The sequence below is a fragment of the Streptomyces ferrugineus genome (genome assembly GCF_015160855.1).
Classification (GTDB): Bacteria; Actinomycetota; Actinomycetes; order Streptomycetales; family Streptomycetaceae; genus Streptomyces; species Streptomyces ferrugineus.
The window spans coordinates 4,578,899-4,592,048 of the sequence record NZ_CP063373.1 but is presented as its reverse complement, the minus strand read 5'-3'; the positions used below and the strand labels follow the sequence as shown (position 1 = coordinate 4,592,048).

Annotated in this window: 14 protein-coding genes; 6 read left to right on the top strand and 8 right to left on the bottom strand. The window is 70.3% G+C overall.

Annotation, left to right across the window (positions count from 1 at the left end):
- Positions 1–10: 10 nt before the first annotated feature.
- Genes IM697_RS20960 through IM697_RS20945 form a run of 4 tightly spaced genes read left to right on the top strand, consistent with a single transcriptional unit; the run spans position 11 to position 4,520 of the window.
- Positions 11–976, top strand: a complete 966-nt coding sequence (locus IM697_RS20960) for a carbohydrate ABC transporter permease (RefSeq protein WP_194049237.1) — start codon at positions 11–13, stop codon at positions 974–976.
- An 18-nt stretch (positions 977–994) separates the two neighbouring features.
- Positions 995–1,918: a carbohydrate ABC transporter permease gene (locus IM697_RS20955; protein ID WP_194049236.1), complete on the top strand. Its 924-nt coding sequence runs from the start codon at positions 995–997 to the stop codon at positions 1,916–1,918.
- An 11-nt stretch (positions 1,919–1,929) separates the two neighbouring features.
- On the top strand, positions 1,930–3,273 hold the full coding sequence (locus tag IM697_RS20950) for an ABC transporter substrate-binding protein (protein ID WP_194049235.1): 1,344 nt from the start codon (positions 1,930–1,932) through the stop codon (positions 3,271–3,273).
- Between the two features lie 44 nt (positions 3,274–3,317).
- Entirely contained in the window at positions 3,318–4,520 is a 1,203-nt protein-coding gene (locus IM697_RS20945; protein ID WP_194049791.1) for a Gfo/Idh/MocA family protein, read from the top strand.
- Positions 4,521–4,552: 32 nt separating this feature from the next.
- Here the strand turns inward: IM697_RS20945 and IM697_RS20940 are convergent, their stop codons facing one another.
- Together IM697_RS20940 and IM697_RS20935 are read right to left on the bottom strand one after the other, a co-directional pair.
- Entirely contained in the window at positions 4,553–5,254 is a 702-nt protein-coding gene (locus IM697_RS20940; RefSeq protein WP_194049234.1) for a L,D-transpeptidase family protein, read from the bottom strand.
- A 145-nt stretch (positions 5,255–5,399) separates the two neighbouring features.
- Positions 5,400–6,200, bottom strand: coding sequence for an SDR family NAD(P)-dependent oxidoreductase (locus tag IM697_RS20935; protein WP_194049233.1), 801 nt, complete (start codon positions 6,198–6,200; stop codon positions 5,400–5,402).
- 50 nt (positions 6,201–6,250) lie between these two features.
- On the opposite strand from IM697_RS20935, the gene IM697_RS20930 reads away from it, so the two are divergent.
- Positions 6,251–6,799 carry a hypothetical protein gene (locus tag IM697_RS20930; protein ID WP_194049232.1) on the top strand — a complete coding sequence of 183 codons (549 nt, stop codon included), beginning with the start codon at positions 6,251–6,253 and terminating at the stop codon, positions 6,797–6,799.
- Here IM697_RS20930 and IM697_RS20925 read toward each other — a convergent pair.
- From IM697_RS20925 to IM697_RS20905, 5 genes are all read right to left on the bottom strand, one after another.
- Complete coding sequence (locus IM697_RS20925) at positions 6,790–7,704, bottom strand: SDR family oxidoreductase (protein ID WP_194049231.1); 915 nt, start codon at positions 7,702–7,704, stop codon at positions 6,790–6,792. The genes IM697_RS20930 and IM697_RS20925 overlap by 10 nt on opposite strands.
- Before the next feature lie 94 nt (positions 7,705–7,798).
- Positions 7,799–8,173 carry a DUF4180 domain-containing protein gene (locus IM697_RS20920; protein ID WP_194049230.1) on the bottom strand — a complete coding sequence of 125 codons (375 nt, stop codon included), beginning with the start codon at positions 8,171–8,173 and terminating at the stop codon, positions 7,799–7,801.
- A gap of 66 nt (positions 8,174–8,239) precedes the next feature.
- Positions 8,240–8,869, bottom strand: a complete 630-nt coding sequence (locus IM697_RS20915) for an MBL fold metallo-hydrolase (protein WP_194049229.1) — start codon at positions 8,867–8,869, stop codon at positions 8,240–8,242.
- Positions 8,869–9,957 (bottom strand): S-(hydroxymethyl)mycothiol dehydrogenase, encoded by a 1,089-nt coding sequence (locus tag IM697_RS20910; protein ID WP_194049228.1) that lies wholly within the window; start codon positions 9,955–9,957, stop codon positions 8,869–8,871. The genes IM697_RS20915 and IM697_RS20910 overlap by 1 nt, the downstream gene beginning before the upstream one ends.
- Before the next feature lie 112 nt (positions 9,958–10,069).
- Positions 10,070–10,357: a metal-sensitive transcriptional regulator gene (locus IM697_RS20905; protein WP_194049227.1), complete on the bottom strand. Its 288-nt coding sequence runs from the start codon at positions 10,355–10,357 to the stop codon at positions 10,070–10,072.
- A 111-nt stretch (positions 10,358–10,468) separates the two neighbouring features.
- On the opposite strand from IM697_RS20905, the gene IM697_RS20900 reads away from it, so the two are divergent.
- Complete coding sequence (locus IM697_RS20900; RefSeq protein ID WP_194049226.1) at positions 10,469–12,223, top strand: ABC transporter ATP-binding protein; 1,755 nt, start codon at positions 10,469–10,471, stop codon at positions 12,221–12,223.
- Between the two features lie 53 nt (positions 12,224–12,276).
- Here IM697_RS20900 and IM697_RS20895 read toward each other — a convergent pair whose 3' ends face one another.
- Entirely contained in the window at positions 12,277–13,080 is an 804-nt protein-coding gene (locus IM697_RS20895; protein WP_194049225.1) for a (2Fe-2S)-binding protein, read from the bottom strand.
- Positions 13,081–13,150 lie beyond the last annotated feature (70 nt).

Here is a 13,150-nt window from a genome sequence, read left to right as displayed (position 1 = left end):
GAGTCTCCCGATGACCATCGCCTCCAGCAGTCCCCCGTCGCGTCTCCCCCTGGGCGGCGCCGAAGGGGCAGGGACCAAGCAGCGGACACGGCGGGCGGCGACCCGCGACGACCAGGGAGACGGGCGGCTCGCCGCGGTGTTCCTCGCACCCGCGCTGCTGGGCTTCGCCGTCTTCCTGCTCTGGCCCACGCTGCGGGGCGTCTACCTGAGCTTCACCCGCTTCAACCTGCTGACGCCGGCGGAGTGGGTGGGCCTGGACAACCACGTGCGGATGGTCCACGACCCGATCTTCTGGGACTCGCTGACGGTCACCGTCGAGTACGTGATCATCAACATCGGCGTGCAGACGGTGGCGGCACTCGCCATCGCCGTACTCCTCCAGCGACTGACGCAGTCCGCGGTGCTGCGCGGGATCGTGCTCACGCCGTATCTGATGTCGAACGTGGTCGCGGGCCTGGTCTGGCTGTGGATCCTGGACACCCAGCTGGGCATCGGCAACGAGATCATCAACGCGCTCGGCGTCGACCGGATCGCGTTCCTCAACGACGAGACCTGGGCCATCCCCACCATCGCCCTGATCAACGTGTGGCGGCACGTCGGCTACACCGCGCTGCTGCTGTTCGCCGGTCTGCAGGCGATACCGGGCGACATGTACGAGGCGGCCAAGGTCGACGGCGCGAGCGAGTGGCGGATGTTCTGGCGGATCACCATGCCGCTGCTGCGGCCGGTCCTCGCGGTCGTGCTGATCATGACGGTGATCGGTTCGTTCCAGGTGTTCGACACGGTCGCCGTGACGACCGCGGGCGGTCCGGCGAACGCGACCAACGTGCTCCAGTACTACATCTACGGCTCCGCCTTCGGCCGCTTCCAGTTCGGCTACGCCTCCGCGATGTCCGTCGCGCTGCTGGTCGTCCTGAGCGCGATCACCGTCCTGCAGTACCGGCTCACCCGGGCCGGCCAGACGGATCTCGGCTGACGGAAGGGAGACACCGACATGGCCGCCGTGACCGCACCCACCACCACGACCGTACGACCGCCGCGCCGCAGGTTCTCCCCCGGCCGGGCCGCCGCCTGGACCGTGCTGGGCCTGATCGTCCTGATCACCCTGCTGCCGTTCTACTGGATCCTGCGCACCGCGCTGTCCACCAACGCGGGCCTCAACGCCAGTCCCGCCGACCCCCTCCCCGTCGACCTGAGCACCAGCGGCTTCGAGCGGGCCCTGGGGCTGCAGTCCGCCCAGGAGGCCGTCGCCCAGGGAGGTGCCGGCGGCGGGCTCGACTTCTGGCGCTATCTGCTCAACTCGGTGATCGTCTCGACCCTGATCACCGGCTGCCAGATCTTCTTCTCGGCGATGGCCGCGTACGCCTTCGCGCGGCTGCGCTGGCGGGGCCGGGACAAGGTGTTCGCGCTGTTCCTGGCCGGGCTGATGGTGCCGACCATCTTCACGCTGCTGCCGAACTTCGTGCTCATCAAGGAACTCCACCTGGTGGACAGCCTGTTGGGCATCGCACTGCCGAGCCTGTTCATGACGCCGTTCGCGGTGTTCTTCCTGCGGCAGTTCTTCATGAACATCCCCCAGGAGGTCGAGGAGGCGGCGCTGCTCGACGGCGCGGGGAAGGTGCGGATCTTCTTCCGGGTGATCCTGCCGATGGCGTCCACGCCGGTCATCACGCTGTCGGTGCTGACGTACATCACGTCCTGGAACGACTACTTCTGGCCGCTGATGGTCTCCTACAGCGACAGCTCGCGCGTGCTGACCGTGGCCCTGGCGATCTTCCGGGCGCAGACCCCGGCCACCGGCGTCGACTGGTCGGGGCTCACGGCGGCGACGCTCATCGCCGCGCTGCCGATGCTGGTGCTGTTCGCCTGCTTCGCCCGCCGCATCGTCAGCACCATCGGCTTCACCGGGATCAAGTGAGGGACCTGACCATGCGACTTCGTACGCTGACCGCGCTGGCCGGAGCGCTCACCCTGTCCCTGGCGGCGGGCTGTGCGCAGGGCGACTCGACCGGGGCGTCCTCGAACACGGTGACGTACTGGCTGTGGGACACCAACCAGCTGCCCGCCTATCAGGCCTGTGCGAAGGGGTTCGAGCAGGAGAACCCCGGGTTGAAGGTGAAGATCACCCAGTTGGGGTGGAGCGACTACTGGACCAAGCTCACCGCCGGGTTCATCGCGGGCACCCAGCCGGACGTGTTCACCGACCACATCCAGAAGTTCGGCCAGTTCGCCGATCTGAAGGTGCTGGAGCCGCTGGACGACCTGGGCATCAAGGACTCCGACTACCAGCCGGGCCTGGCCGCCAACTGGATCGGCCAGGACGGCCACCGCTACGGCACCCCGAAGGACTGGGACACCGTCGCCCTCTTCTACAACGACAAGATGGCCAAGGACGCCGGGCTGACCGCCGAGCAGCTCAACTCGCTGGCCTGGAACCCGAAGGACGGCGGCACCTTCGAGAAGGCGATCGCCCATCTCACCGTCGACGCCAAGGGCCGGCGGGGTGACGAGCCCGGCTTCGACAAGGACAACGTCAAGGTCTACGGGCTGGCCACCAACGGCGGCGGCTTCGGCGACGGCCAGACTCAGTGGAGCTCCTTCGCCGCCTCCGCCGGGTGGAGCTACACGGAGAAGGCACGCTGGGGAACCGAGTACCAGTACGACAGCAAGACCTTCCAGTCCGTCATCGACTGGTACTTCGGCCTGGCGAAGAAGGGCTACCTGGCCCCGTTCTCCGACTACAACGTCCAGTCCAACCAGGCCAACACCCAGGTCGCCGCCGGCAAGGCGGCCGCCGCGCTCGACGGGGCCTGGATGATCTCCAGCTACGACGGCTTCAAGGGCCTCGACATCAAGACCGCGCTGACCCCCGTCGGCCCGACCGGCAAACGCGCCACCATGATGAACGGCCTCGCCGACTCCATCTCCAAGGCCTCCAAGAACAAGGCGGGCGCCCGCAAGTGGGTGGCCTACCTGGCCTCGGACAAGTGCCAGACCGTGGTGGGCAGGGCCGGGGTCGTCTTCCCCGCCACCCCCGCGGGCACCGAGGCGGCCATCGCCGCCTACGAGAAGAAGGGCATCGACGTCACGGCGTTCACCGAACCCGTGGCCGACAAGAAGGACTTCCGGACCTTCTCCTACCCGATCACCAACTACGCGGCCGACGTGACCGCGCTGATGACGCCGGCGATGGAGGACATCTACGGCAACGGCGAGTCCGTCAGCAGCCTCGACCGGACCAACGACCAGATCAATCTGATCCTCTCCCAGTGATCTCTCGACCAGTCATCTCTTGACCAATGAAGGGCATGCCTTACATGACGTTCTCCCTCGGCATCGTCGGCGCCGGCCAGTTCTCCGGCCAGTTCGCCACGCTGTTCCAGGCCCACCCCGGCGTCAGCGACGTGTACGTCACCGATCTGCTGCCCGAGCGGGCCGAGCAGCTCGCCGAAGCACAGGGGCTCGCGGGCACCTTCCCGTCGTACGAGGCCATGCTGGAGTCGAAGGCCGTCGACGCGGTCGCCGTCTTCACCCAGCGCTGGACCCACGGCCCCTTGGTGCTCCAGGGCCTCAACGCCGGCAAGCACGTCTACTCCGCCGTGCCCATGGCGATCACCGCCGAGGAGATCGCGGCCATCATCGACGCGGTCAAGGCGACGGGACTGACGTACATGATGGGCGAGACCAGCCAGTACAACCCGGCGACCGTGCACGCCCGCAACCAGATCGCCGAGGGCGCCTTCGGGCGGCTGTTCTACGCCGAGGGCGACTACGTCCACGACATGGACCTGGGGTTCTACGAGGCGTACCAGTACAGCGGCGGCGAGAACTGGAAGGCGACCGCCTCCTATCCCCCGCTGCTGTACCCGACGCACTCGGTCGGCGGCGTGCTCGGGGCATGGCGGACGCACGCCGTCAGCGTCTCGGCGATCGGGGTCGTGGACGACCGGGGCGACGGCGTCTTCGACAAGGGCGTCTCCCAGTTCGACAACGACGTGTCCAACGCGACCGCGCTGTTCGAGGTCGCGGGCGGCGGGTCGTTCCGTACGAACGAGTTCCGCCGGGTGGGCTACCCCTCGCACATAAGGGAGTCGCGGTTCCGCTTCTTCGGCACCGAGGCGAGCATGGAGCAGCTCGCCACGGTGGCCCTGTGGCAGGACAAGAAGGGGGTCAGGGACATCAGCGAGCTGCTGGAGCCCAAGCCCACCCTGTCCCCCGACGACCCCTCGCTCCAGCACATCGCGCCGGAGCTGCGGGCGGCCTTCACCTCGGGTTCGGCGCCGGTGCACGACCGCGCCCGGCTGCCGAGGGAGTTCGACAACCTGCACAACGGCCACGAGGGCAGCCACCACTTCCTGGTCGACGACTTCGTGACCGCGGTCAACAGCCGCAGTCTGCCGTCCGTGAACGCGTGGGTGGCGGCCCGCTACACCCTGCCGGGCATCGTCGCGCACGAGTCGGCGCGGCAGGGCGGGGCCAGGCTGGACATCCCGGACTTCGGGGACGCCCCCGAGGCGTGACGTTTCTCCGCGAGCCGGGTGCCCGAGATCTCTCAGGTGCCCGGCTTGCGGCCGTACACGTAGACGTCGTCGCCGTTCTTCAGCAGCGACCAGTACTTCTTGGCACTGGTCTTGGTCATGTTGACGCAGCCGTGCGAGCCCGGCGGGTTCCACATGCTGACGCCGACCGAGTGGAAGGCCTGGCCGCCGTCGAAGAACTGCGCGTAGGGCATGGGCACGTGGTAGATCGTCGACACGTGGTCGATGTTGCGCCAGTAGATCTTCTTCAGACCAGTGCGCGTCTCGTAGCCGTTACGGCCGGTGCGGACCGGGACCGGGCCGTACACCAGCCTGCTGCCGTCCTGGATCCAGCTCAACTGGAGCGTGAGGTTCACACAGGCGATCCGGCCCTTGTTGACGGGGCACTTGCCGTCCCTGTTGGGGTTCCTGCCGACGGCCTTCTGCTTGTTCATCAGGTCCATCACGCCCCAGGTGATGGGACCCGCGTAGCCGACGTTCGGGGTGATGCCGTGCTTGGTCTGGAAGGCCCGGATGGCCCTGCAGTCGGCGGCGGACTGCCTGCCGTCGACCGGGCGGCCGAGGAACTTCTCCACCTTCTTCTGGTACGGCCCTGCCTGGGTCGTACAGCTCGCGGCCGCCTGCGCCGGTGCGGCGGTGAGCGTCAGTGTGAGCGGTGCTACCAGTCCCGCGGTGATGCCGAGTGCGACGGCGCGCCGTCTGCGTATGTCCCCCATGGCCAGGCCCTTCCCCTGCGTGTTCCTGTGGACTTCTGCCTGCTAGACCGGCCTGCGGGGGCATCGGTTGTGGCGTTGGCCGGGCTGTGACCAAACGGTGAAACATCGCCAGGCCGGCGGGCGCGGCGGACTCGGGCCGGACGCTTCAGGCGTCGTCGCCCGGGCGCCGGACCGCGGCCCGGAATCCGGTGTTGACCGCGGTGAGGCCGCCGTCGACGGTGAGGGTGGTGCCGGTGATCCAGGCCGCGTCGCGCGACGCCAGGAAGGCCACCGCCGCGGCGATGTCCTCGGGTTCGCCGACCCGGCCCAGGGGGTACAGCCCGCGGACCGCGTCCAGCTCCGCGTCCCGCCCCTGCCACGCCGAGGTGCGCACCGTGCCCGGCGTCACCAGGTTGACCCGGACGCCGCGGGCGGCGGCATGGCCCGCGAGCGTGCGGGTGAGGGAGCCCAGGGCGGCCTTCGCCGCGCTGTAGCCGTGGTTGCCGAAGTCCTGGAGGGCGTTGACGGAGCCGATGTTCACGATGGCGCCGCGCCCCGTGGCGGCCAGGTGCGGGAGGGCGGCGCGGCAGCAGCGGTAGGTGCCGGTCAGGGTGATGTCGAGGTCGCTGGCCCACGCCTCGTCCGGGCCGTCCTCGAAGAGCTCGGTGTCGGGTGTGCAGCAGGCCGCGCTGTTGACGAGGACGTCGAGCGAGCCGAAGACCTCCACGGCGCGGGTCACGGCCGCCTCGACGGAGTCGCGGTCGGCGACGTCGCACACCAGCGCCCGCGCCACGAGTCCGCGCCCCCGCAGCTCCGCCGCCGTCTCCTCGACCTCGGGTCCGTCCCGGTCGGTCAGCAGGACGCGCGCGCCCTCCTGGGCGAACCGGAGCGCGGTGGCGGCGCCGATGCCGCGGGCCGCGCCGGTGATCAGGACTGCGTGAGCCGCGAAGCGCGTCGTGTCCGTCATGGACGCAAACGTAGTCCCGAAACGATCATCCGGGCAGATAGCGTACGAACATGTCGGTGTTCATTCAGCAACTCCCCGCGCTCCTCGGCGTCGTGATCGGCGCGCTCGGTTCGTACGTGGTCGTCGTGCGGGGTGATCAGGCGAGGTTTCGCCGGGAGCAGGCGGCGCGTTGGGAGGAGCGCAAGCTGGCGGTGTACGCCGACTACGCGCACTCGGTGAAGAAGACGGTCACGGTGTCGTTCCGGGTCGCCGCCGCGCTCGGCGTCGACCCGCACCCGGATCCCCTGCCCCTGGAGGAGGCCAAACCGCTGCTGGGCGAGGCGACCAGCCGCCGGGATCCGGCGGGCGAGGCGCTGATCATGCTCGGCAGCACCGTGGTGGTGGACCGGGCACGGGACTGGGTGATGACGGCGATGGAGATGGAGCGTTTCGTACGCGCGAGCACCCGGGATCCCAAGGCCTGGCAATCGCTGCTGGAGCGGCAGCGCGCCGGACGCGAGGGCTACTACACGGCGGTGCGGGAGGACCTGGGCCTCCCGCCGGGCCACTCGGCGCGCTGGCCGTCCCCCGCGGCCGACGCGGTGCCCGCTCAGCGGTAACCGGCCGGGTCCGCCGGCTTCCCCGCGTCCTGCACCTCGACCAGATACCGCCAGGCGTCGGGGCGGCTGCCGTCGAGGTCGGTGAAGCCGTAGACCCGGGCGAGCTGCCCGCTGGAGAGGGACTCGCCGTTCCAGCGGGCCACGTCCGGGTCGGCGGCGAGGGCGGCGACGGCGCGGCCGACGTAGCGCGGGGTCTCGGAGATGGCGAAGTGCGGGACGCGTTCGAGGGCGTCGCGCCAGTTGTCCTCCCGCACACCGAAGCCCTCCAGCATCATCTCCGAGCGCAGCCAGCCCGGGGTGAGCGCGACGGCGGTGGCGCCGCGCGGTCCGAGTTCATGGCCGAGGGAGAAGGCCATGCGCAGCACGGACACCTTGGCGAGGTCGTAGAAGAAGGAGTTGCGGTAGTGGGCGTTGTTGTAGTCAGCCGTGCCGTCGGTCATCTCGACCACCAGTCCGCCCGGGTGGCGCAGCAGCAGCGGCAGGGCGTGGTGGCTGGTGATGGCGTGGGTCTCGACCGCGAGGCGCAACAGCCTGAGGCCCTTGTCGAGGTCGTGCTCCCAGACGGGGCTGTCCCAGGCGAAGAGCTTCTCGCCGCCCCAGACGTCGTTGACGAGGACGTCGAGGCGGCCCTGTTCGTCGGCGATGCGGTCCACGAGGGTGCGGACCTGCGTCGGGTCGAGGTGGTCGGTGGGTACGGCGATGCCCTGGCCGCCCGCCTCGGTGACCAGGTCGGCGGTGTCCTCGATGGTCTCCGGGCGGTCGTACTCCGAGCGCCGGGCGCGTGTGCTGCGTCCCGTGACGTAGACGGTGGCGCCGGCCGCCCCGAGCTCCACGGCGATGCCGCGTCCGGCTCCCCGTGTCGCCCCGGCGACCAGCGCGACCCTGTCCTTCAGCGGCTGTGACATGTCCGGCCTCCCGTGCCTCGTGTGCGGTGTCGTTCCCGAGGGTGCCGGGTAAGCCGGACATCTTCTGTCGTCTTTTACCGGTCCTGTCGAGGGGTCACCCGGCCGGGCGCAGGCGGGCGTCGAGGTCGTCGTAGGTCGGCAGGAACCAGATGTGACCGCCGCCGTTGGTCTCGTGGACGAAGTCGCGCAGGGCCGTGCTCTCGGCAATGTGGTGGGAGATGTCGCCGACGAGGACCAGGCGCAGCCGGTAGTTCGCGAACTTCTGCATGACCGCGCCCGCGACGCCCGACCGCAGCCGGAAGAACTCGTCCCCGGCGCGCTCCACGGGCACGGCGACCACCTCGGCCTCCTGCCCGAAGGCGTCGCCGATCAGATCGAGCGCCGCGCTCTCGCTGTCCAGGGGCGGGCCGTCGGGAGCGCAGCGCAGGACGCGTACGTCATGCAGGGTCACGAGCGTGTTGGTGGTCATGGGGCGTGATCGTACGGTCGCGCCACGCCCCTGACCACGGGTTTTCCGGTCCGACCGGTTCCGGCCTCAGTGGCCTCGGTCGATCCACTCCGCCAGGTGCGGGGCCTCGTCGCCGATGGTGGTCGTCTCGCCGTGGCCGGTGAGGACCCTGGTCTCGGGCGGGAGGGTGAGCAGCCGGTCGCGGATCGAGTCGATGATCGTCGGGAAGTGGGAGTAGGAGCGGCCGGTGGCGCCGGGGCCGCCCTGGAACAGGGTGTCGCCGGTGAAGACGACGCCCAGGCCGGGGTCGTGCAGACAGACCGCGCCCGGTGCGTGCCCCGGGGTGTGCAGGACCGTCAGGTCGGCGCCCGCCGCCTCGATGACCTGGCCGTCCAGGAGGTGGGCGTCGGGGTCGCGGTCCGGGTGGGTCAGCTTCCACAGCGGCAGGTCGTCCGGGTGCAGCCAGATCGTGGCGCCGGTGCGGTCGGCCAGGGCGGGCGCGGCGTCGATGTGGTCGTTGTGGGCGTGGGTGCACACGATCGCGGTGAGGCGCCGGTCGCCGACGGCCTCGGCGATGGCGTCGGCGTCGTGGGCGGCGTCGATGACGACGACCTCGTGGTCGTCGCCGACCAGCCACACGTTGTTGTCGACGTCCCAGGTGCCGCCGTCGAGCGTGAACTGCCCGGAGGTGACGAGGCGTTCGATGCGGGCGGCCATCAGAGCACCACCACCGAGCGCAGGACGTCGCCGTGGTGCATCCGCTCGAACGCCTTCTCCACCTCGTCCAGCTGGATGGTCTCGGTGACGAACGCGCCCAGGTCCAGGCGGCCCTGCTGGTGCAGGTCGATCAGCATCGGGAAGTCGCGGGAGGGCAGGCAGTCGCCGTACCAGGAGGACTTGAGCGACCCGCCGCGGCCGAAGACGTCGAGCAGCGGCAGTTCGAGCTTCATCTCGGGGGTGGGCACGCCGACCAGGACGACCGTGCCGGCCAGGTCGCGGGCGTAGAAGGCCTGCCGGTACGTCTCCGGGCGGCCGACCGCCTCGATCACGACGTCGGCTCCGAAGCCGCCGGTCAGCTCGCGGATCGCCGCGACCGGATCGGTCTCCTTGGAGTTGACGGTGTGCGTGGCGCCCATCGTGCGGGCCTTGGCCAGCTTCCGGTCGTCGATGTCCACGGCGATGATCTTCGCGGCGCCGGCCAGGTTCGATCCGGCGATGGCCGCGTCGCCGACACCGCCGCAGCCGATGACGGCGACGGAGTCGCCGCGGCCCACACCGCCGGTGTTGATGGCGGCGCCGATGCCCGCCATCACCCCGCAGCCCAGCAGTCCGGCCACCGCCGGGGCCACCGACCGGTCGACCTTGGTGCACTGTCCGGCCGCGACCAGCGTCTTCTCGGCGAAGGCGCCGATGCCGAGCGCCGGGGAGAGCTCCTGGCCGGTGGCGGCGAGGGTCATCTTCTGCTTGGCGTTGTGGGTGTCGAAGCAGTACCAGGGGCGCCCGCGCAGACAGGCGCGGCAGTTGCCGCACACGGCACGCCAGTTGAGGATGACGAAGTCACCGGGTGCGACGTCCGTGACACCCTCGCCGACCGACTCCACCACGCCGGCCGCCTCGTGACCGAGCAGGAAGGGGAAGTCGTCGCTGATGCCGCCCTGCTTGTAGTGCAGGTCGGTGTGACACACCCCGCAGGCCTGCACCTGTACGACGGCTTCGCCCGGCCCCGGATCCGGCACGACGATCGTCTCCACACGCACGGCCTCGTCCTTGCCCGGTGCGATCACGCCCCGCACTTCCTGCGCCATGGTGCCAAACCTTTCCTCCGCGGATCTTCGTGCACATCCGACCCTAGACGTGACTGATCGGTAGAGGCACGGAGGCGGCGGCCTTCACCTCCGCTTCCGGTCACGACCGCGCCTACGCCAGCGACAGGAAGAGCTTCTCCAGGCGGGCCTTCATCTGCTCCGTCGTCTCCCCGTTGTCGCGGCCCTTCTCGGTGTCGGTGAGGCACTGCTGCAGCCCGGTCGCGATGATCGCGAAGCCGGCCCGGTCGAGGGCGCGCGAGGCGGCGGCGAGCTGGGTGACCACGTCCTCGCAGTCGCGGCCCTCCTCGATCATCCTGATCACTCCGGAGATCTGCCCCTGCGCCCGGCGCAGCCGGTTCAGCACCGACTTGAGGTCATCGCCCTCGAACTGAAGCTCCACGTCCACTCCTCTTCATACCCTTAGGGGTATTTTACCCTCCCGGAAACCGGCAGGCCCCGCGGCCGGGAGCCGACGTAGCCTGAATGCTCCGTACGACTCCGGAGGAGCCCCGTGAGCATCGCCGAGAACCCCGCCGCTCCGCCCACCTGGCGGCTGCTCCTGGGCTATGTGCGCCCACACCGGTGGACCCTGCTGGTGGGCGCCCTGCTCTCACTGGTCACGGGTGCCACGGGGCTGCTTCTGCCGCTGGTGGCACGGGAGTTGATCGACGACCTGTCCCATGACCGGGCCATCACCGGGGCGCTGGTGATCATGTCGGCGCTGGTGGTCGCCAACGCGGCGCTGGGCGCGCTGGGTTCATACGTGCTGCGGCGCACCGCCGAGTCGGTGGTGCTCGGCGCGCGGCGCGCCCTGTCGTCGTATCTGCTGCGGCTGCGGATCACGGCCGTGGACCGCAGTGAGCCGGGCGATCTGATGGCCCGGATCACCTCCGACACGACGCTGCTGCGCGAGGTCACGACCGATTCGCTGGTGGGGCTCGGCACCGGAGGGCTGACCCTGGCAGCGACGGTGGTGATGATGGGGCTGGTGGATCCGGTGCTGCTCGCGGTCACGCTCGCCGTGATCCTGGGCGCCGGCACGGTGCTCGGCGTGATCGTGCCGCGCATCAACAAGGCCAGCCGGCAGGCGCAGGACGCGGTCGGTGTGATGGGGGCTTCGCTGGAGCGGATCCTCAGCGCGCTGCGCACGGTGAAGGCGTCCGGCGCGGAGCACCGTGAGGAGCGGACGCTGCACGAGGCCGCCGAGGAGTCGTGGCGGCAGAGCGTGCGGGCCGCCAAGTGGTCGGCCGCGGCGGGCAACACGGCCGGGCTCGCCATGCAGATCGCGTTCATCACGGTGCTCGCGGTGGGCGGGGCGCGGGTGGCGACCGGGGCGATCGACATCGGCACGCTGGTGGCGTTCCTGCTGTACGTCTTCTATCTGATGTCGCCGATCCAACAGGTCGTCGGCGCGATCACGCAGTACCAGACGGGGGCGGCGGCGCTGGCCCGGATCCAGGAGGCGCTGCGGCTGCCCGCCGAACCGGCCGCGCAGCCCGCGCCGTTGCCCGCCACCGGGGCGGAGCCCGCCGCGCTGGCCTTCGAGGACGTGCGCTTCCGGTACGCGGAGGATCTGCCGTACGTCCATCACGGGGTGACGTTCGCCGTGCCCGCGCGGGGCATGACGGCGTTCGTGGGTCCGTCGGGGGCCGGCAAGACGACGGTCTTCTCGCTGATCGAGCGGTTCTACGACCCCGAGGGCGGGACCATCTCGCTGGACGGGCGGGATCTGGCGGACTGGGAGCTGCCTCAACTGCGCTCCGCGATCGGCTATGTCGAGCAGGACGCGCCGGTGCTGTCGGGCTCGCTGCGCGCCAATCTGCTGCTCGGCAATCCGGACGCGGACGAGGGCTCCCTCACCCGCGTGCTGAAGACGACCCGGCTGGACGGGCTGGTCGCGCGGCTGCCCGACGGTCTGGAGACGCTCGTCGGGCATCGCGGCACCAGGCTGTCGGGCGGTGAGCGCCAGCGCGTGGCCATCGCCCGCGCCCTGCTGCGCCGCCCCCGGCTGCTGCTGCTCGACGAGGCGACGTCCCAGTTGGACGCGGTGAACGAGGCGGCGCTGCGCGACACGGTCGCCGATGTCGCCCGTACCACCACGGTGCTGGTCGTCGCGCACCGTCTGTCGACGGTGACGATGGCCGACCGGATCGTGGTGATGGACGCGGGCCGGGTGCGCGCGGTGGGCACGCATCGCGAACTGGTGGCCGCGGACCCGCTGTACGCGGAGCTGGCGGCGACGCAGTTCCTGGCCACGGCCGAGTGAACTCGGCCGGTTGTGGCGCGCCGTGTCATGCGGCGCGGCCGCCGATCGCCGTTTCAGCCCTGAAGGCGGCGCAGCCGCTCCGCGTCGCAGGTGCGGGGGCAGGTGGCGCACGCCTCGGCCGGGCGGATCGTGTAGTACATGCAGCATCCGGCGCGGGTGCGGGTGGGGTGCCGGCGCCCGTCGTCGGTCGTGAGGTGACGGAAGTCGGCGCCGCTCGGGTACGGGGCCACGGGGCCCGGCAGCAGTCGGCCGGCCGCCCGCACGGCCTCGTCCTCGCGGCCCAGCATGCGGCCGAGGTACCAGATGCCGGAGACCAGGTCGTCGCAGACCATGCCCCACAGGGCGCGTGAGCGGCGCCGGGCGATGGGTCCGATGGCGTCCAGCAGCGGGCCCATGTGATCGGCGACCGCGGCCCGCAACTCGCCGTCCAGCGCCTCTTCATGAGGGACCGTCACCACTCCGGGAAGTCTGGCCGCCGGGTCGTCGGTCAGGCAGGTGAGGTCGCTCCCGGGCGTGATGGTGAACTCGGCGGTGGCGAGGTCCAGGCGCAGGTCCTCGGGCCGGATCCGGGGCACTCGGCGTTCGAGGTACCGGGCTCCGCTCATCAGGAGCGAGACCGACCAGGCGTAGTCGTGCAGGGCGCGCGAGGCGGCGACGTCGCGACGCGGAACGACCCCGTAGCGGTCGTGAATCCGGGCCGCCTCGGCCGCCACGAAGGCGTCGAGCACGGACTCGTCCTTGACCAACTCCGCCGCCGACACACCTGCCCGGCCCTCCTCGGCGACTCGCACCGACAGCACCGTGCAGAGTTCGGTGAGCCGGGCATAGACATCACCGAGCGTGCGCGCCACGGACATCTGTGCTCCTGTACGAGGTTTCAATGAGAGGCAGCTAGGTAAGGCTTACCTTATAATAGTGATCAAGCGC

Excerpts from the sequence above, each read along its gene's own strand:
- IM697_RS20960 (WP_194049237.1), top strand. The coding sequence starts at position 11 with ATGACCATCGCCTCCAGCAGTCCCCCGTCGCGTCTCCCCCTGGGCGGC.
- IM697_RS20955 (WP_194049236.1), top strand. The coding sequence starts at position 995 with ATGGCCGCCGTGACCGCACCCACCACCACGACCGTACGACCGCCGCGC.
- IM697_RS20950 (WP_194049235.1), top strand. The coding sequence starts at position 1,930 with ATGCGACTTCGTACGCTGACCGCGCTGGCCGGAGCGCTCACCCTGTCC.
- IM697_RS20945 (WP_194049791.1), top strand. The coding sequence starts at position 3,318 with ATGACGTTCTCCCTCGGCATCGTCGGCGCCGGCCAGTTCTCCGGCCAG.
- IM697_RS20940 (WP_194049234.1), bottom strand. The coding sequence starts at position 5,254 with ATGGGGGACATACGCAGACGGCGCGCCGTCGCACTCGGCATCACCGCG.
- IM697_RS20935 (WP_194049233.1), bottom strand. The coding sequence starts at position 6,200 with ATGACGGACACGACGCGCTTCGCGGCTCACGCAGTCCTGATCACCGGC.
- IM697_RS20930 (WP_194049232.1), top strand. The coding sequence starts at position 6,251 with ATGTCGGTGTTCATTCAGCAACTCCCCGCGCTCCTCGGCGTCGTGATC.
- IM697_RS20925 (WP_194049231.1), bottom strand. The coding sequence starts at position 7,704 with ATGTCACAGCCGCTGAAGGACAGGGTCGCGCTGGTCGCCGGGGCGACA.
- IM697_RS20920 (WP_194049230.1), bottom strand. The coding sequence starts at position 8,173 with ATGACCACCAACACGCTCGTGACCCTGCATGACGTACGCGTCCTGCGC.
- IM697_RS20915 (WP_194049229.1), bottom strand. The coding sequence starts at position 8,869 with ATGGCCGCCCGCATCGAACGCCTCGTCACCTCCGGGCAGTTCACGCTC.
- IM697_RS20910 (WP_194049228.1), bottom strand. The coding sequence starts at position 9,957 with ATGGCGCAGGAAGTGCGGGGCGTGATCGCACCGGGCAAGGACGAGGCC.
- IM697_RS20895 (WP_194049225.1), bottom strand. The coding sequence starts at position 13,080 with ATGTCCGTGGCGCGCACGCTCGGTGATGTCTATGCCCGGCTCACCGAA.